The sequence below is a fragment of the Ructibacterium sp. SJQ-7 genome, assembly GCF_054696575.1.
The window spans coordinates 2445594-2465653 of sequence record NZ_CP195193.1; the positions used below are offsets into that span (position 1 = coordinate 2445594).

Annotated in this window: 13 protein-coding genes and 1 pseudogene; 12 read left to right on the plus strand and 2 right to left on the minus strand. The window is 39.1% G+C overall.

The genetic code is table 11. The features are described 5' to 3' along the window. Positions 1 to 205: 205 nt before the first annotated feature. Positions 206 to 1783 (minus strand): ribonuclease Y, encoded by a 1578-nt coding sequence (rny, locus tag ACSAMO_RS10600; protein ID WP_308456358.1) that lies wholly within the window; start codon positions 1781 to 1783, stop codon positions 206 to 208. A gap of 480 nt (positions 1784 to 2263) precedes the next feature. Here rny and glgB point away from each other — a divergent pair, with 480 nt between their 5' ends. The 8 genes and pseudogenes from glgB to ACSAMO_RS10640 all read left to right on the plus strand — a co-directional run bounded on the left by glgB (position 2264) and on the right by ACSAMO_RS10640 (position 15888). Next, entirely contained in the window at positions 2264 to 4339 is a 2076-nt protein-coding gene (gene glgB / locus ACSAMO_RS10605) for a 1,4-alpha-glucan branching protein GlgB (RefSeq protein ID WP_499209289.1), read from the plus strand. Positions 4340 to 4387: 48 nt separating this feature from the next. Next, complete coding sequence (locus ACSAMO_RS10610) at positions 4388 to 5593, plus strand: glucose-1-phosphate adenylyltransferase (RefSeq protein ID WP_412293798.1); 1206 nt, start codon at positions 4388 to 4390, stop codon at positions 5591 to 5593. 17 nt (positions 5594 to 5610) lie between these two features. Next, positions 5611 to 6729, plus strand: coding sequence for a glucose-1-phosphate adenylyltransferase subunit GlgD (gene glgD, locus ACSAMO_RS10615; RefSeq protein WP_412293796.1), 1119 nt, complete (start codon positions 5611 to 5613; stop codon positions 6727 to 6729). 145 nt (positions 6730 to 6874) lie between these two features. Next, positions 6875 to 8308 (plus strand): annotated as a pseudogene (gene glgA / locus ACSAMO_RS10620) (glycogen synthase GlgA); the annotation flags it as partial. 624 nt (positions 8309 to 8932) lie between these two features. Next, positions 8933 to 11422 (plus strand): glycogen/starch/alpha-glucan phosphorylase, encoded by a 2490-nt coding sequence (locus tag ACSAMO_RS10625; RefSeq protein ID WP_373367874.1) that lies wholly within the window; start codon positions 8933 to 8935, stop codon positions 11420 to 11422. 51 nt (positions 11423 to 11473) lie between these two features. Further along, on the plus strand, positions 11474 to 13408 hold the full coding sequence (locus tag ACSAMO_RS10630) for a glycoside hydrolase family 13 protein (protein ID WP_147514218.1): 1935 nt from the start codon (positions 11474 to 11476) through the stop codon (positions 13406 to 13408). Continuing rightward, on the plus strand, positions 13408 to 14226 hold the full coding sequence (locus ACSAMO_RS10635; RefSeq protein WP_022229029.1) for a Cof-type HAD-IIB family hydrolase: 819 nt from the start codon (positions 13408 to 13410) through the stop codon (positions 14224 to 14226). Before ACSAMO_RS10630 ends, ACSAMO_RS10635 begins: the two co-directional genes overlap by 1 nt. A 63-nt stretch (positions 14227 to 14289) precedes the next feature. Next, positions 14290 to 15888, plus strand: coding sequence for a potassium/proton antiporter (locus tag ACSAMO_RS10640; RefSeq protein ID WP_499209290.1), 1599 nt, complete (start codon positions 14290 to 14292; stop codon positions 15886 to 15888). A gap of 53 nt (positions 15889 to 15941) precedes the next feature. On the opposite strand, the gene pduB is transcribed toward ACSAMO_RS10640, so the two are convergent. Continuing rightward, positions 15942 to 16652, minus strand: coding sequence for a microcompartment protein PduB (gene pduB, locus ACSAMO_RS10645; protein WP_499209291.1), 711 nt, complete (start codon positions 16650 to 16652; stop codon positions 15942 to 15944). Positions 16653 to 16829: 177 nt separating this feature from the next. On the opposite strand from pduB, the gene ACSAMO_RS10650 reads away from it, so the two are divergent. The 4 genes from ACSAMO_RS10650 to ACSAMO_RS10665 all read left to right on the plus strand — a co-directional run bounded on the left by ACSAMO_RS10650 (position 16830) and on the right by ACSAMO_RS10665 (position 19848). After that, a complete protein-coding gene (locus ACSAMO_RS10650) occupies positions 16830 to 17519 on the plus strand; it encodes an amino acid ABC transporter permease (RefSeq protein WP_022229032.1) in 690 nt (229 codons plus the stop codon). Beyond that, complete coding sequence (locus ACSAMO_RS10655) at positions 17516 to 18241, plus strand: amino acid ABC transporter ATP-binding protein (RefSeq protein ID WP_022229033.1); 726 nt, start codon at positions 17516 to 17518, stop codon at positions 18239 to 18241. The genes ACSAMO_RS10650 and ACSAMO_RS10655 overlap by 4 nt, the downstream gene beginning before the upstream one ends. Positions 18242 to 18301: 60 nt before the next feature. Further along, positions 18302 to 19087 (plus strand): basic amino acid ABC transporter substrate-binding protein, encoded by a 786-nt coding sequence (locus tag ACSAMO_RS10660; protein ID WP_022229034.1) that lies wholly within the window; start codon positions 18302 to 18304, stop codon positions 19085 to 19087. Between the two features lie 62 nt (positions 19088 to 19149). After that, a complete protein-coding gene (locus ACSAMO_RS10665) occupies positions 19150 to 19848 on the plus strand; it encodes a pseudouridine synthase (RefSeq protein ID WP_147514214.1) in 699 nt (232 codons plus the stop codon). The last annotated feature ends 212 nt before the right edge of the window (positions 19849 to 20060 follow it).

The following is a 20060-nucleotide window of genomic DNA, read 5'->3' on the forward strand; positions in this document are numbered from 1 at the left end:
TATCGTGGGCGGACAGGACGTGTAAAACTGTATAATATATCTAAAATTAAAATAAATTTTCGTTCAAAATAAATAAAAAAAGGAGTATTACAGAACGGGTAGAAGCTAAACATAAACGGCTTATACAGTGCCTTTATCGCAAAGTATCAAAGTCATAAATATTTACGCTCTGTAATAACCCCAAATTTTTCAAAGTAATGCAAGCTTATTTAGCGTAATCAACCGCTCTTGTTTCACGAATCATACTAACTTTAATCTGACCCGGATATTCAAGCTCGCTTTCAATACGTTTAACAATTTCTTTTGCTACAAGAATCATACCTTCATCGTTGACCTTTTCAGGTTTGACCATAATTCTGATTTCACGACCGGCTTGAATAGCAAATGACTTTTCAACGCTGTCGAAACTGTTTGCAATTTCTTCAAGGTTTTGTAAACGCTTGATGTAGGTTTCAAGATTTTCACGTCTTGCTCCCGGACGTGCTGCGGATATTGCATCGGCTGCCTGTACTAAAGAGGCAACGATTGTCTGCGCCTCGACGTCACCGTGGTGAGCCATAATAGCGTGTACAACATCCTTGTTTTCACGATACTTCTTTGCAATATCTGCGCCGATAGTAACGTGAGAGCCTTCGACTTCATGGTCAACTGCTTTACCGATGTCGTGAAGTAAACCTGCACGTTTTGCAAGTGCGACATCGACGCCCAGTTCACCTGCCATAACGCCCGCAAGATGCGAAACCTCAATGCTATGCTTTAGGACGTTCTGACCGTAACTTGTTCTGAATTTAAGTTTACCAAGCAATTTGATAAGCTCAGGGTGAAGACCGTGTACACCTGTTTCAAATGTAGCACTTTCGCCCTCTTGCTTGATGATTGATTCAACCTCTTTACGAGATTTTTCAACTGTTTCCTCAATGCGTGCCGGATGAATACGTCCGTCCACGATAAGCTTCTCAAGTGCAAGACGTGCAACTTCACGTCTGATAGGATCGAAACTTGAAACAATAACTGCCTCAGGAGTATCGTCGATGATTAAATCAACGCCTGTAAGAGTTTCAATGGTTCTGATGTTTCGTCCTTCACGACCGATTATACGGCCTTTCATTTCATCACTTGGAAGATTAACAACAGAAACGGTGGTTTCGGCAACGTGATCGGCGGCAACTTTTTGAATAGCCAAAGAAACTATGTTCTTTGCTTTCTTTTCCGCGTTCTCCTTTGCCTCTTGCTCAATTTCTTTAACCATCATGGCTGCCTCATGCTTTGTTTGATTTTCAACATCTTTTAATAAGATAGTCTTAGCCTCTTCGGCGGTAAGACCTGAAATCTTTTCAATAAGAGCCATTTGTTGTTCTTTGATTTCTGCTATTTCTTTTTCTTTAGATTCAAGTGACTTTAGTTTTTGACTTAAAGTCTGTTCTTTTTTCTCTAAATTATCTGTTTTCTTGTCTAAGTTTTCTTCTTTTTGGTTAATTCTGCGTTCCTGACGATTAAGTTCATTTCTGCGTTCCTTAACCTCTGCGTCAAAGTCTGCACGAAGTTTTTGATTTTCTTCTTTAGCCTCAAGCAACAGTTCACGCTTTTTGGCATCGGCAGCCTTTTCGGCATCCTTAACAATAGACTTGGCTTTTTCTTCGGCACTGCCGAATTCAGCCTCTGCAATTTTCTTTCTGTGTGCAACGCCTAAGTTGAAACCAACAATGACGCCTATAACACATAATACGATTGCAACGATTATCATTACAATTAATAATACTGTATTAATCAGTAACACCCCCATAAAAAGTTTACCAACGCTTAATAATGGGGGACTTCTTAAAATGACTGCGTCCTATACAACTGAATACTTCATAAACCTCTATGAAACAGATGCAGGTAAAGTACCATAGTGATTTGTAATCATACAAGAGCAGTCTACCTTAAGACGGCTCCATTTTAAGTATTGGGATTACATATAAAAGTATAGTATACAGAAAAATTTTATTTTTAAAGAATATTAAGCAATTATATTTTATACTATTTTGTGCATTCTGTCAAGGTGTATTATTAATATGAAAGTATTTTTTTCTGTAAAATAAGACTGGAAATTGCGTAAAAACGTCGTAAACGTAAATTTTATGTAAAATAGCACAAAAAAATTTAAAAAATTTATTCACTTATGGTCTTTACTAACAAAAATAAGTGTGATATAATAGTTGCAACAAGATAAATCAGTAAGGAAATATGTATATTTTAATTTACTGAAAAGGGAGGGAAATATATGACAGAAGAAAAGACCTGGGCGAATATAAGTCGTTTTCAAACGTACTTATTTAATTCCGGTGACAATTTTAAGTCATATGAAATGCTTGGATCACATAAAGTCAAAATAGACGGCGTTGACGGTTGGAGATTTGCCGTTTGGGCACCTAAAGCCGTAAGTGTTAGAGTCGTGGGCGATTTCAACGATTGGAACGGCTATGACAAAATGCTTGAAAGAATAGAAACAAGCGGAGTTTGGTATGGCTTTTTTACAGATATAGAAGAAGGAATGCTGTATAAGTATGCTATTGAGGCTGAGAACGGAGAAACTTATTACAAAGCCGATCCGTATGCTGTAAAGAGTGAACTGAGACCGGGTACTGCGTCCGTAACAAAGGATATTTCAAATAATTACAAATGGGGCGATAAGGCTTGGATAAGTGCACGCGGTAAAAACAGCACTTTGACGGAGCCTATGAATATATACGAAATCCACATCGGCTCATGGAAAATACATGATGACGGAAGTTTTTATACGTATCGTGAACTGGCGGACGAGCTTGTTCCTTATGTTAAGAAGATGGGTTACACGCATATAGAGCTTATGCCTATCACCGAATATCCGTTCGACGGCTCCTGGGGGTATCAGGTAACGGGATTTTTCTCAGCTACGACAAGATACGGCGAAAGTGAAGATTTGAAATATCTTATAGATAAGTGTCACAAAAATCATATCGGAATTATAATGGACTGGGTACCTGCTCATTTTCCGCGTGACGCACACGGACTGAGAATGTTTGACGGAACTCCTGTTTATGAATATGCCGATCCGCGATTGGGTGAGCATAAGGATTGGGGAACAATGGTTTTTGACTATTCAAAGAGCGAAGTTATTTCATTCCTTATTTCATCAGCGTATTTTTGGGCAGAACAGTATCACATTGACGGAATAAGAGTTGATGCGGTATCTTCAATGCTTTACCGTGATTATTCGAGAAATGACGGTGAGTGGGTTCCGAACGAATACGGCGGAAACGGTAATCTTGAGGCAGTTGATTTTCTTAAAAAGCTTAACAAGATTATGGGGACGGAATTCCCTAACTTTATGATGGTTGCGGAAGAATCTACGGCTTGGCCGCTTGTAACCGCACCGCCTGAAAATGACGGACTTGGTTTTAATTACAAGTGGAATATGGGCTGGATGAACGATACACTTCGTTATATGGGTATGGATCCGTATTTCCGTAAGGACAATCACAGTTTGCTTACATTTATGATGATGTATGCTTATTCCGAAAATTATATTTTGCCTTTGTCACATGATGAAGTGGTACACGGCAAGGGTTCTATGCTTAACAAGATGTTCGGTGAGTATGACGAAAAATTTGCGGCATACAGAACATTACTCGGCTATTATATGACAATGCCGGGAAAGAAAATGTTGTTTATGGGCGGTGAATTCGGTCAAATGCTTGAGTGGCGTTATGACGACCAACTTGAATGGAACGTACTTGAAATAAATAAGCATAAGAGATTGCATCAGTATGTAAAAGACCTTAACCATTTCTATATGGAAAACAAGGCTTTATGGGAACTTGATACAAGTTGGGACGGCTTCAGATGGGTTAATGAGGCTGACAGTGAAAACAGTGTTCTTTCCTATATAAGACGCGGCAGACACGCAGCTGATAATGTTGTAGTGGTTGCAAACTTCACACCTGTCGAAAGACCGATATATAAAATCGGTGTTCCGCTTGCGGGCGAATATGAAGTAGTATTCCATTCGAGTGCTGTCAAGTACGGCGGAAACAAACGTATTACAAAGAAAGTATACAAGACAAAGAATATGCAGTTTTCAGATATGATGTACACTATTGAAGTTGCTATCGACGGCAATTCGGTTATGTTCCTAAAGAAAAAGCCGGCGGACAAAACTGCGGCAAGCAAAAAGAAAACGACTGCATCAAAAACTGCTAAAAAACCAACAGATAAAACCGAAAGTGCAACGGCGAAAAAAGCGGCGGTTAAAAAAACAACCGCGACAAAGACCGCTGCGAAGAAAACATCAACAAGGACAAATAAATCGGCTAAATAGTCGGTTTTAATAAAAATCTAATCAGAAAAATTATAGGGAGATGATTTTATGGTATCAAAGGATTGCGTTGCAATGATACTTGCAGGCGGTCAAGGCTCAAGACTTGGTGCGTTGACAAAAAATGTTGCTAAGCCGGCAGTGCCTTTCGGCGGAAAGTACAGAATCATAGATTTTCCGCTTTCAAATTGTGTACATTCAGGAATTAATACGGTAGGTGTTCTTACACAGTACCAACCGTTGGAACTAAATAGATATATCGGTAACGGAAACCCTTGGGATTTGGACAGAAGTCATGGCGGTGTTTATGTACTTCCTCCATACCAAAGTGCAAAAGCGGGTGAATGGTATAAAGGTACGGCAAATGCCATTTATCAAAACTTAAGTTTTCTTGAAAGCTTTAAACCTGAAAACGTTCTTATACTTTCAGGCGACCATATCTATAAAATGCACTATGGCGAAATGCTGAAGGCACACAAGGAATCGGGTGCGGCTGTAACTATTGCCGTAATGCCTGTACCTTGGGAGGAGGCAAGCAGATTCGGTATAATGAACGTTGACGAAGAGGGTACTATCACAGACTTTGAAGAAAAACCGGCAGAACCTAAGAGCAATCTTGCGTCAATGGGTATTTACATATTTACATATGAAGTGCTTAAAAAGTATTTGGAGGCTGACGAACGTGACCCAAGTTCTGCAAATGACTTTGGTAAGAATATAATTCCTGCAATGCTTGAAAACGGCGAAAAGATGGTATCATTCAGATTTGAGGGCTATTGGAAAGATGTCGGCACAATCCATAGCTTGTGGGAGGCAAATATGGATCTTGTTGACCAACCTCCTAAGTTTGATCTAAACGACAGAAGTTGGAGTATCTATTCAAGAAATATGGCACTTGCCCCTCATTATGTCGGACAAAATGCTAAAATAACAAATTCAACCGTAACAGAGGGCTGCTTTATTGACGGCGAAATAAAGCATTCGGTTATTTTCGGCGGCGTTGAACTCGGAGAAGGCAGCGTTGTCAGTGATTCGGTAATTATGCCGGGTGCGAAAATCGGAAAGAATGTTGTAATTGAAAAAGCTGTTATAGGTGCAGACGCTGTTATAGGTGACGGTGCGAAAGTCGGAGTTAATTCTTCGGACGATAACAAATACGCATCAAAATTGTGTACCAATGATCTTGTTCTTATCGAAAGCGGTGCCGAAGTCGGCGTTGAAGAAGATATTTGCAAGGGCAGTATGGTAGAAGCATAGGAAAGGGGACAGAGCCAATGAGAAGAGATACTATGGGTATTATTCTGACAAGTAATGACAGAATACCTCCGATTACAGATATAAGAGCAAATTCAGCACTTCCTATCGCAGGAAGATACAGAATAATAGATTTCGTGCTTTCGTGTATGGCAAACTCGGGTATAACAAATATCGGTGTTGCGACAGAAGCGAATTACTCATCTTTGATGGATCACATTAAATCGGGTAAGCCTTGGGACCTTGACAGAAAGAATTGGGGACTTAATATACTTCCTCCAAATCTGGAAAAGGTATCATACGGTTCAATAAAGGGTAATATAGATATACTTGCAGGTATAAGCGATTTTATTCACAGAAGTCAGCAGACGTATGTAGTATTGTCGCTCGGTAACAGCATATACAATATTGACTTTGAAGAAGTTGTAAAAAATCATATCGAAAGTCAGGCAGACGTTACAATTCTTTATAAAGATATGAAAGGTATGCCTGAAAGAGAAATTTCAAGATTTACAACGCTTGAGCTTGACGAGGAAAATCGTATTACAGATATTGAGGTTCAGCCGTATTATCCAAAGTCGAGTATGGCAAGTATGGACGTTTACGTTATGGAAAAGGCTTTGCTTGAAAGTATTGTTGACGAATGCAGTGCAAGAGGCGACAGAGATTTCGTAAAGGACGCACTTGTCAAGAAAATGACAGGCCTTAGAATTTACGGATATGAGTATACGGGTTATACTGATAAGATTGATTCGCTTAAAGCATATTACAGAAATAATATGAATTTCTTGAATTCGGATATAAGACGTGAATTGTTTAATCCTAAAAACCCTATCTACACAAAGACAAAAGACCAGTCACCGACTAAATACGGAAGTGACGCATCTGTACAGAACAGCTTTATTTCAGACGGTTGTGTAATTGAGGGTACTGTAATTAACAGTGTACTTTCAAGAGGTGTAAAAGTCGCAAAGGGTGCGGTCATTAAAAATTCAATCATCATGCAGGATTCTGTGATTGAAGAGGACGTTGAACTTAGTCATGTTGTATTTGATAAGGAAGTTAATATAACAAAAGGAAGAAAACTTATAGGACAAGAGAGCTATCCTCTTGCAATATCAAAAGGAACGAAGATTTAATAATAAAGATTTTAATGACAAATATATAATAGAACTGTTCAAAATTTGAGCAGTTCTGTTGAAGTTTTACGGAATTTAAGAATATTTATTGACAAATAATTCTTATAGAGATAAGATTTAATCATATAGAAAGGAATAATTTGTTATGAAAGTTTTATTTGCTACTTCGGAGGCGGCACCTTTTGTTAAAACAGGAGGTCTTGGTGATGTAGCGGGTTCTTTGCCTGCAACGCTTAACGAAAAAGGCGTTGACGCAAGAGTAATTTTACCGCTGTACAACTGTATACCGCAAGAATATAAGGACAAGATGAAATATATTGACCATATCTATATCGATATGGCTTGGAGAAAACAGTATGTCGGTGTTTTCGAGTTGGAGTATAACGGATGTAAGTTTTATTTTATAGACAACGAGTTTTACTTTAACGGCGATAAGCCTTATGACTTTATACACCTTGATTGTGAAAAGTTTATATTCTTTTCAAAGGCTGTATTGTCAATTTTGCCGACAATAGATTTCAGACCGGACGTTATTAACTGTAACGACTGGCAGACAGGACCGATACCTGTATTCCTTGATACGTTCCAGGATAATCCGTTCTATCAGGGTATCAAGACTGTTATGACAATTCATAACTTGAAGTTCCAGGGAAGATGGGATTTCAACAAGATTAAGGACGCAATGGGTATAAGCGATTATTACTTCACTTCCGACAAGCTTGAATTCTACAAGGATGCAAACTTGTTAAAGGGCGGTATGGTTTATGCAAACAAGGTTTCTACGGTAAGTTCAACTTACGCAAACGAAATCACAACAGAAGAATACGGAGAGGGACTTCACAATCTTCTTCGTGCAAGACAGAACGACCTTTTGGGTATAGTAAACGGTATTTCTTATATTGACTGGGATCCGAATACAGATCAGTCTATTTATCAAAACTATACAGCAAAAACAGTTCACAAGAAAAAGGCTGAGAACAAGAAAAAGTTGCAGGAAGAATTAGGTCTTGAAGTGAATGCCGATAAGATGATGATTGGTATTGTATCACGTCTTACAGACCAAAAAGGTTTTGACCTTGTAGCTTACAAGATTGAGGAACTTTGCAACGGTGGCTGTCAAGTAGTTGTACTTGGTACAGGCGACGAAAAATATGAAAATCTTTTCAGACATTATGCTTGGAAGTATCCTGACAGATTCTCGGCACAAATTTACTTTTCAAATGATATGGCACGTAAAATTTATGCGGCAAGTGACGCATTTTTAATGCCGTCAAGATTTGAGCCTTGCGGTTTGTCACAACTTATCAGTATGAGATACGGTACTGTTCCGATTGTTCGTGAAACAGGCGGACTTAAAGACACTGTTATTCCATATAATGAATATACAGGCGAGGGAACCGGTTTCTCGTTCGCAAACTACAATGCAGACGAAATGATAAATATTATTTGGTATGCAATGCAGATTTACTATGACAGAAAAGACGAGTGGAAGAAAATCGTTGATAACGGTATGGCAGTAGATTACTCATGGAATGTATCGGCTGATAAATATATTCACTTGTATCAAGAACTTACAGGTATATATGATTTACCTGAAAAGAAAAAGCCTGCCAGAAAGACAGCCGCAAAAACTACAAAGAAACAAGAAAAAAAGGAAACTTTTGAGGACAGTATAAGGGCAGATGCCGAGGTGGCTGCAAAGGCTGCGGCAGACGGTGCAAAAGAGCCTGAAATAGTTGAAGTTAAAAATCCTTTTGAGGAGAAAAAAGCCCCTGCGGCAAAAAAGACAACAACGAAGAAAACAACAACAAGAAAAACAGCGGCTAAGAAAACAACAACTAGAAAAACAACGGCTAAGTCAACTGCAAAGAAAGCGGTAAAAGAAGAACCTGCAAAGGCTGAACCTGTAAAAGCTGAAAAGGCAGAGCCTGCAAAGACGGCAAAAACAGAAAAAACAGAGTCTGCAAAACCTGTAAAAGCCGAAACAACTAAAGCAGAGCCTAAAAAGGCTGAATCGGCTAAGTCGACGGCAAAGACAACGACTAAAGCCGAAACGGTTAAGGAAGGTGCAAAGGCGAAGACAACGGCATCAAAGAAAACGACACAAAAGAAGACTGTAAAATAAACCAATGATAAGAAATCTTCGCAAGAAATAAGAAGAATTTTAAAGGGGTGTAAAATAAATATGGCACAAGCTAAAAGTATGGCACAAAATAAAAACACAAAAACAACAGCAACAACAAAATTGACGGCGTCGGAAGAAGCATTGAAGAAGGAAATTGTAGGTAAGGTAAACAGACATTTCGGTAAAGTTATGGAGGATGCAACTCCTCATATGGTTTATACTGCATGCGCACTTACTGTTCGTGACAGAATTATGGAAAAGTGGGCCGTATCTCATCAGACTGTAAAGAAGATGGGTGCAAAAAAACTTTATTATTTATCATTTGAGTTCCTTATGGGCAGACTTCTTTGCACAAACATTTTAAACCTTATGCAGACTGAAGAATATCAGCACGTTTTAAATGATTTGGGTTACTCACTTCCTGAAATTGCCGAACTTGAAAATGACGCAGGTCTTGGTAACGGCGGTTTGGGACGTCTTGCAGCTTGCTTTATCGACTCACTTACAACATTGGATTTGCCTGCATACGGTTGTACAATCCGTTACGAATACGGCTTATTCAGACAAAAGATTGTTGACGGTTATCAGACAGAACTTCCTGATTCATGGCTTGATAACGGTAATGCGTGGGAAATCGCAAGACCTGAAGAAACTGTTGAAGTTAAATTTGGCGGTGAAGTTTATACTGATTGGGTAGACGGTAAATTTACTTGCCGTTACAACAACTCACATACAATTTTGGCTATGCCTTATGATGTACCTCTTTGCGGTTATGATTCAAAAATTGTAAATAAATTAAGATTGTGGAGTTCAAAATCTCCTGACCATATGAATATGCAGGAATTTAACAGCGGTAACTATGTTCGTGCCGTTGAAGAAAAGGAACTTGCAGAAGTTATTTCAAAGGTACTTTATCCGGAAGATAATCATACAGAGGGTAAGGAACTTAGATTAAAGCAACAATATTTCCTTGTTTCTGCAACATTGCAGTGGATTTTGAAAGAATTTGAAAACAGAAACGGTCAAGATTGGTCAAAATTGCCTGATAAGGTCGTTATTCATATCAATGATACACACCCTACAATGGCTATTCCTGAAATGATGCGTTTGTTGATGGACGAAAAAGGTCTTGGTTGGGATGAGGCATGGGACATCGTAACTCATGTATTCGCATACACAAACCATACAGTAATGAGCGAGGCTCTTGAAAAGTGGCCGCTTGATATGTTCAGAAAGATTCTTCCGCGTGTATATATGATCGTTGAAGAAATGAACAGACGTCTTATGATCAGACTTAACGAAGTTTATCCTAACGATTCGGCTAAGCATAAGTATATGGCAATTATTTCTGATAATCAGATATTTATGGCTAATATGTGTCTTGCAAGCTGTTTCGCAGTAAACGGTGTTTCAAAGTTGCATACAGATATTCTAAAGCAGGATATTTTTGCTGATTACTATAATATGAATAACGACCACTTCTATGCAATCACAAACGGTATTACATTCAGAAGATGGATTGCTAACTGTAACCCGGAACTTACTGAGCTTATTTCTTCAAAGATAGGTAAGAATTGGATCAAGGACGCTTCAGAACTTTCAAAGCTAAAGAAATATGCTAAAGATCCTGCATTCAAGAAGCAATTTGCTGAAATTAAGCGTAATAACAAGGTTAGACTTGCACAATATATTAAGGAACACAACGATATAGTTGTAAATCCTGATTCTATCTTTGACGTACAGTGTAAGAGATTGCACGAATATAAGCGTCAGATGATGAACGTACTTCATATTCTTGCAGAATACAACAGAATTCTTGAAGATAACGTATATGCTGAAAATTACTATCCAAAGACATATATATTCGGTGCAAAGGCTGCTCCGGGTTATAAAAGAGCAAAGCTTATTATCAAGCTTATTAACTCAGTCGGAGATATGATTAACAACGATCCGAGAGTTAAGGATAAGATTAAAGTTGTATTCCTTGAAAATTACAGCGTATCAATCGCTGAAAAACTTATCATTGCGGCTGATATTTCAGAACAAATTTCAACAGCTGGTAAGGAAGCTTCGGGTACAGGTAACATGAAGTTTATGCTTAACGGTGCACTTACAATCGGTACACTTGACGGCGCAAACGTTGAAATGCTTGAACAGGTCGGTGAAGACAATATATATATCTTCGGTCTAAAGGCTGACGAAGTTGCCGCAAGAGTTAAGTATGCGGGAACTGATGAAGTTAAGAATATCTACTCATCAAACGCAAGCCTAAGACACGCACTTGAACAGCTTGTTGACGGTTCAATCGTTCCGGGCAGCAACCAAATGTTCAGAGATTTGTATCAAACATTGTTGTTCGGTGACTACGGATTCCCTGACACATATATGGTAATCAGAGATTTTGAAGAATATATGAAGACTCAAGAAAAGATGTCTGCTGATTATCAAGACAGAGATAAGTGGATTGAAAAGGCAATCTTGAATACTGCAAGTGCAGGATTCTTCTCAAGTGACAGAACTATTGAAGATTACAATAAGAACATTTGGCACTTGACACCAATTAAATAATAAAAATAAAGAAGTGACTTAGGTCACTTCTTTTACGATAAAGGGGTAAATATGGATATAGAGCATAATTCCAGAAAAAAATTTTATAGATTTCCTTTCGGAGCGGTGACTTGCGGCGGTGAAGTCAGATTGCGTTTGGCTGTGTCGGGCGCAGGTATTCCGTCGGCGGTTCGTCTTGTCTATATGGAGGATGGCAAGGGCGAAGTCCGAAAGGATATGCCGTATATTTTTGATGTCGGTGACCACTGCATATATTCGGTGAACGTGAAAATGCCTGAAAAAGCAGGACTTGTTTGGTATTATTTTGAACTTGAAACCGAAAGAGGTATGGTTTATTACGGCAACAATTCAAAACAACTCGGCGGAATTGGTGAAATGTGTTTTAATTCACCGAGTAATTCGTATCAGATAACTGTTTATAACGAAGATTACAAAACTCCGGATTGGTTTAAAACTGGTATTGCGTATCAAATTTTTGTAGACAGATTTTGCAACGGCAACGAAAACGGAGAATTTTTAGGAAATCGTACAGATATAATAAAGCGTAATTGGGGCGAACAACCGTTTTATAAAGCCGAACAATTTGGCGGTGAGTATAAAGCAAATGACTTTTTCGGCGGTAATTTGAAAGGTGTAATTAAAAAATTGCCGTATTTAAAAGATTTGGGAATATCGGTAATTTACTTAAATCCGATATTCAAAGCATACTCAAACCATAAATATGATACGGGCGATTATGAAACAATCGATCCGATGTTTGGTGATGAGGAAACATTTAAAGAGCTTTGCTCAAAAGCAAAAGAAATGGGAATACGCATAATTCTTGACGGTGTATTTAACCATACGGGAAGTAACAGCCGTTATTTTAATAAATACGGCGAATATGACAGCGTAGGCGCTTATCAGTCGAAAGAATCACCGTATTACACTTGGTTTAGATTTATGGATTGGCCTGATGTGTATGAATCATGGTGGGGAATGACGACACTTCCGCAGATTGAAGAACACAGTGAAGAATGTCGTAAGTATTTGCTTTCGGACAAAGATGCAATCGTTAAAAGATGGATAAAGAACGGTGCGTCCGGTTGGCGACTTGATGTTGTCGATGAATTACCGGGATTTTTCGTTAAAGAACTTAGAGAAAACGTAAAGAAAGCCGATAAAGATGCAGTTATTATAGGTGAAGTTTGGGAAGACGCGTCAAATAAGTCCGCTTACGGTGAAAGACGTGAATATTTCTTGGGTAAGGAGCTTGACTCCGTTATGAATTACCCAATGCGCAGAGCGTTGATTGACGCGGTAAGCGGAAGAATTGACGTTGAAGAATTTGACGCACGTCTTATGAGCATTAAAGAAAATTACCCTGCACCTGCTTATTATTCGCTTTTGAATATAATAACAAGTCACGATGTCGAAAGAATAATGACCCGTATGGGTGATGCACCGTCAAGACACGAAATATCAAAAGATTTTCAGGCGAGCTTTAAACTTGACGGCTATGCACTTGAACTTGCTAAGGAAAAAGCAACTTTAGTAGTCGGACTGCAGATGATGCTTCCTGGTGTGCCTTGTATATATTACGGTGACGAAATCGGTATGCAGGGATATGGCGATCCGTTCTGCCGTCAGACATATCCATGGGATAATGTTGACGAAGTTGACAAGGACGGAAGAATCAGACAACGCTATAAGAATATGATTAAATTGAGAAACAGTTCAAAGGCATTCTCAATCGGCGATTTTGAATGTGTTCATAAAGTCGGACACGTGTACGGTTTTGTACGTTGTTATCATGATGAAAAATATCTTATTGTTGCCAATCTGGGTACAAGAGAAGAAAGAGCACGTGTAGATGTTGCGAGATACGGTATGAGAAAACTAAAATGTCAAACGAGTGACGATAACAGCTTGCTTGAATCGTCTGACGGTATTCATTTTATTGATATACCGAGATTATGGATAAAGGTTTACAAGGTGGAAAAATAATGCAAGGTAAATTTTCGGATTATTTGCTTGTTTCGGATATGGACGCAACGTTGCTTGATGACAATCACACCATATCTGAAGAAAACAGACAAGCGATAGATTATTTCATAAAAAACGGCGGACGGTTTACTGTCGCAACGGGAAGAATGGTTGAGGCAGTTCGTGCATATATGCCGAATTTGCACATAAATGCACCGGCGGTATTACATAACGGTGCGAAGATATATGACTATGAAAAAGATTGTGCGGTATTTGAACGATTTATTGAGGAAAACAGAAAACAGGCAATAAAGCGTGTATATGATGATTTTCCGCAAATAGGTTTGGAAGTGTACAGTGATGAAATTGTGTACGTTTACAGAGAATGTGAGGAAACAAAGCGATTTTTGACACGCAGCTATGAGGTTGTTTATAGTTTACCCGATGAAATTTGGCAAAGACCTTGGATAAAGGTGCTTTTGATTGGTGAAAGAGAATTGCTTGACAAGTACGAGCCGATATACAGAACCGAATATGATAACGGCTATGCGGTCAGAAGCGGTGACAAGTATCTTGACGTTGTTGCGAACGGAGTTTCAAAGGGTAAGGGAATGCTTGATATGGCGAAAAAAATCGGTATTGAGCAGAACAAAATTATAGCTGTCGGTGACAATATGAATGATATTTCAATGTTGGAAGTAGCGGGAATTTCGTATGCAGTTGAGAACGCAGAAGAAAGCGTGAAAAAAATTGCGGACAATTTAGCACCGTCTAACAACGGCGGTGCTATCGCATATATCATAAACAGACTTGAAAAAATTGTAAAAACACAGAATTAAGGCTTGAAATATCGGCAGTTTTATGTTAACATAACTCTATAAAAAGTATTTAAGGAGGTATTTATGTTTAACATATCACTGTTGCTTTCGGCGGCTGTTATTATAATTTGCGTACTTGCAAATAAGTTATCAAACAAAATCGGAATGCCTGTACTTATTGCGTTTATTGCACTTGGTATGGTGTTCGGTTCGGACGGAATACTTAAAATTCCTTTTGAAAATTATAGCTTTGCAGAACAGATTTGTTCTGTTGCGCTTGTATTTATTATGTTTTACGGAGGTTTCGGCACTAAATTAAGCGAGGCTAAACCTGTGGCAGTAAAGGCACTGTTGTTGTCGAGCGTGGGAGTTATTTTCACGGCGGCTCTTACAACAGTGTTTTGTTTTTTTGTTTTAAAAATAAAATTGCTCGAAAGTATGCTTATCGGTGCGGTTATGAGTTCTACTGACGCGGCGTCTGTGTTTTCGGTACTGCGTTCAAAAAATCTTAACTTGAAGTATAACACTGCGTCAATGCTTGAAATGGAAAGCGGAAGTAATGACCCGTTTGCATATATGCTGACCGTTATAGTTCTGTCGTTTATGAAGGGTGAAAACAGTGTCGGACAGATGGTTTACAGTATCGCCGCACAAATTGTTTTCGGCGTTTTGATTGGCTTTCTTATTGCACTCGGTGCAGTATGGTTTATGAAACATTTCACTTTTAATACATCGGGTTTTGACGCGGCGTTTGTGCTTGGAGTGGCGGTGCTTGCGTACGCATTGCCGACATTGGTCGGCGGAAACGGTTATCTCAGTGCGTACATAGTAGGTATCGTTTTGGGAAATCAGAACATACATAATAAAAAATCACTTGTACATTTTTTTGACGGAATGACCGGACTTATGCAAATGCTTATATTTTTCCTTTTGGGACTTTTGTCGTTCCCGTCAAAAATATTAACTGTTTTGTTGCCGTCAATATTTATAGCACTGTTTATCACGTTCGTTGCAAGACCGTTGGCGGTTGCGACTGTGCTTGCACCGTTTAAAACAAAAATTTCACAATATCTTGTTGTGTCGTGGGCAGGTCTCAGAGGTGCGGCGTCAATCGTGTTCGCAATAATGGCTATGGTAGGCGGTGTGACAATGGAGCAGGACATTTTCCATATTGCATTTTGCGTTGTATTGTTTTCAATTACGCTGCAAGGGTCGCTTCTCCCGGTTGTCGCAAGTAAAACGAATATGATTGACAAGACCGGTTCTGTACTGAAAACGTTTAACGACTATTCGGACGAAACGGAAATTAATTTTATTCGCTTGAATATTGACAGCGGTAACAGATGGATTGACCGTGCGGTAAAGGATATTTCACTTCCGCCGCAAATGCTTTTTGCGGCGATTTACAGAAATGACGAAACGATTATTCCGAACGGTGAAACGGTAATATATGAGGGTGATACGATAATTCTCGGTGCACCGTCACACGGAATAAACGGTGATGTTCGTTTTAGGGAGATTTCGGCGAATGACAGAAAAAATTGGCGTGGAAAAAGTATGGCTGAAATTGAATTTCCCGACGGCTATCTTGTGATTATGATAAAACGCGGTGATGATGTCGTTATTCCTGTCGGAAGTACGATAATAGAAAAAAATGATGAGCTTGTGCTGGTTTCAAAATAAAAAAACATAATATTCAAAAAATCACATCATATGATGTGATTTTTTTTGTTAGCTTAAATATATGGTTTTGTTACAGGCAAAGGTTCAGAGCCGAGTGAACGCAGAAGTTGCATTCCTGCGGAACGTGCGTCTGTGACGGCGGTTTTAACCGCTGACGCTTCACCTGTGAAAATTATAATCACTTCATTTGAATGGCTTGTACCGCTGTCCGGACGAAGTGTTTTTATCAATTCGACACCGGCAGATTTTAACGCAATATCTGCGATTACCATACCAATCGGAGCAGGTGACGCACATACAAAGCCGAACGGTCTGCCTATCGGCACATCAAATGCCTTGTTGATAGCCTCACCGCACCTTGCACTGTACTGGAATTCCATGTGACCTGCTTCACTTATGTATATTTCGCCGGCATTTATGTCTATGTATTCAAGCGCTAATTCAACGGCTCTCTTAACATCGGCAGGTGTTTCACCGCCGATTATGATAAAGTTTCCGTGACCGCCCCAGCCTTTTGTATCACGCGGAATTTCGATAGAGATAACCTCTGTCGAAGTAGCTTTAACCGCATCGTCAACGGCTTGAATTTGTGCTCCCGCACCTGTACGGGAACCGATAAGACCGACCGCGTGGAACTTTTTCGGGATATTCATTTGTGTTCTTAAATCGTCATCAATATTGGCGATATAAAGACCGATTGTATCGCAAACGCCGACACCGACAAACTGTGTCATACCGCATTTTCCGAACATATCGTTATTCATAATATCCCTCCCTAAACCAGTCTTATATATATTATATCATTATTTTAACCTTTTTGCAATCCTAAAATGAATTGTTATACATCAAAATGTAGAAAATTTCAAATAAGTATTGATATTTAGGGCAATTTTTGATATTATATAGAGTATTGAAATAAAAATACATTAGGAGTTGAAGATATGCCTGCTTGGGTTGTTGATTTGTTAAACCGCTTGAACTCTACATTTGTGGTAGACGGACGTTGGCAGTGGTTTGTTAGTGGATTGGGATATACGCTTTTAATATCTCTTTTCTCGGTATTGTTGGGTTTGGTAATCGGTATTCTGATGGCACTTATGCGTCTGTCAAAAAGTAAGATTTTAAGAGCCGTTTCGGGAATTTATATTGATATTATCCGCGGTACGCCGACAATGGTGCAGCTGCTTATAATTTATTTTGTTATTTTTGCAAATGTGCATATTGATAAGTGGGTAGTCGGATTTATTGCATTCGGTATAAACAGCGGTGCGTATATTGCGGAAATCGTCAGAGGCGGTATATTGTCCGTAAATATCGGTCAGACTGAGGCGGGACGTTCGCTTGGTATGACGCATAAACAGACTATGGCAAGCATTGTTATGCCGCAGGCTATGAAAAATATTCTGCCGGCGCTTGGTAATGAATTTGTTGTATTGATAAAAGAAACAGCCGTAATCGGTATGATTGCGAATATCGACCTTGTCGGAGCGGCAAGAAAGGTACAGAGCCTTACATATGATTACCTTATACCGCTTTTGTCAATAGCAGTTATATATTATGTTGTTATAAAGATTATAAGTACGTTGCTTTCTAAAGTTGAAAAAGGTATGAGAAAGGCGGATAAGAGATGATAAAGGTTACCGGTTTAAAAAAGCATTTTGGAGATTTAGAAGTATTAAAGGGAATTGACCAGCACATAAAACAAGGCGAAAAGGTTGTTGTTATAGGTCCTTCGGGTTCGGGTAAATCAACATTTTTGAGATGTCTTAATTTGCTTGAAGTACCGACAGAGGGTGAAATTCTCATTGAGGGCGAAAGCATTACCGCTCCGAAAACAAATGTAAATAAAATTCGTGAAAAAATGGGTATGGTATTTCAGCAGTTTAATCTGTTTCCACACCTTACAGTGCTTGACAATATAACTCTTGCACCAATTAAGGTTAAGAAAATGCCGAAAGCAGAGGCTGAAAAGCTTGCACGTGAGCTTTTGAATAAAGTAGGTCTTGCGGACAAAGAGGACTCATATCCCGCACAGCTTTCGGGCGGTCAACAGCAGAGAATTGCAATAGCACGTGCACTTGCAATGCAGCCGGATATAATGTTGTTCGATGAACCTACATCGGCACTTGACCCTGAAATGGTCGGTGAAGTTCTTTCTGTTATGAAAGACCTTGCGGACGGTGGTATGACAATGGTTGTTGTAACTCACGAAATGGGATTTGCACGCGAAGTTGCGTCAAGAGTTTTGTTTATGGACGGCGGATATGTGCTTGAAGAAGGCACTCCTGACGAAGTGTTCAGCAATCCGAAAAACGAAAGAACAAAAGAATTTTTGAGCAAAGTTTTAAAGTAGTTATCTAACACAGAATGTGTTAAATATAAAAATAAGTGATTTTTTAGGAGGATACAAAAAATGAAAAAGGGTTTAATGAAAGTAGTAGCTTTGGCAGCTGCATCAGTTATGGCAGTGGCAGCACTTGCAGGTTGCGGAAGCAGTGATAAGTTGATTATGGGTACAAACGCAGCATTCCCACCGTTTGAATACACAACATCACAAGGTCTTGTAGGAGAATTTGACGGTATTGACGTTGCTATTGCAAATAAGATTGCCGAAAATGTAGGTAAGGAACTTCAAATTGAAGATATGGAATTTGACGGACTTGTTGCATCTGTAAGCACAGGTAAGGTTGATATGGTTGTTGCAGGTATGACTGCTACAGACGAAAGAAAGCAAAGTGTTGATTTCTCTGATCCATACTATGTTGCATCACAGGTTATCGTTGTTGCACCTGACAACACAGATATTACAAGTGCAGAAGATTTGAAGAATGATAAGACAGTCGGCGTTGTTCTTGGTTACACAGGCGACAATATCGTAACAAACGATTTACAGCTTGCAGAAGACAAGGTTACAAGAGCAAACAGAGGTATTGATATAGTTCAAGACGTTAAGAATGGTAAGCTTGACGCAGTAGTTATCGACTCTGCAACAGGTAAGGCTCTTGCTGAAAAGAACGGTCTAAAGATTGTTGAAGACCCACAGGCATTTGAAACAGAAGAATATGCAATCGCAGTTAAGAAGGGTAACACAGAACTTCTTGACAAGATTAACGAAACACTTTCAGAAATGAAAGCTTCAGGCGAAATTGAACAGCTTGCAATGGAATACGACGAAAAGCTTGCTGAAAACAATCAGTAATTGATAATTGAAAATTGAAGGACGGCTTTATTATGCCGTCCTTTTTGCTTAAGGAGTTATATATGCGTATAGATAAATATATTTCCGGCTGCGGATATGCAAGCAGAAAAGATGTGAAAAAACTAATAAAACAAGGTCTTGTGTTTATAGACGGTGAAGTGTGTAAAAAGCCGGAGGAACAGACTGATGAAAACAGTATTGTTGAGGTTGACGGCGAAAGATTGATTTATCGTGAATTTGTGTATTTAATGCTAAATAAACCGCAAGGCTGCGTAAGTGCTGTTTATGATAAGAAGTATCCCGTTGTAACCGAATTTGTTCCGGAGGAATACGCACATTTTGAGGTATATCCCGTAGGCAGACTTGATATAGATACTGAGGGCCTTTTGATCCTCACAAATGACGGTCAATTCGCTCATGAAATGACATCACCGAAAAAAGATGTGTATAAAAGATATTTCGCGGTGCTTGATAAACCTATGGAAGAAAAAGATGTTGAAATATTCGCAGGCGGTATGGAATTTAAAGAGTTTACCGCAAAAAGCGCAAAGCTTGAAATAACGGAAAATCCGAATGAGGTTTATATCGAAATTGCAGAGGGTAAATTTCATCAGGTAAAACGTATGTGCGAACGAGTCGGTAAAACGGTGACGTATCTGAAACGTGTCGCAATCGGCAATTTGAAACTTGATAAATCACTCGAAAAAGGCGAAGTCCGTGAATTGACAAAAGATGAACTTGATATGCTGTATAAGAAATAGCTTCAAACAATAATTCGTAGGGTGACGTTAAGGAAAGTTATAACAGCCGTTCACATCCGTAGGGGCGATCATTGATCGCCCATTTTGGTAGACTAAGATAATAGATAAAGAGAGCAGATAACGGCGCTCGCGACGTCCCGCAAAGCCACCCCTCAGGCGGCAATGCCGCCAGCTCCCATTGAGGGGAGCCTATAATGAGAGTAGGGGATGCT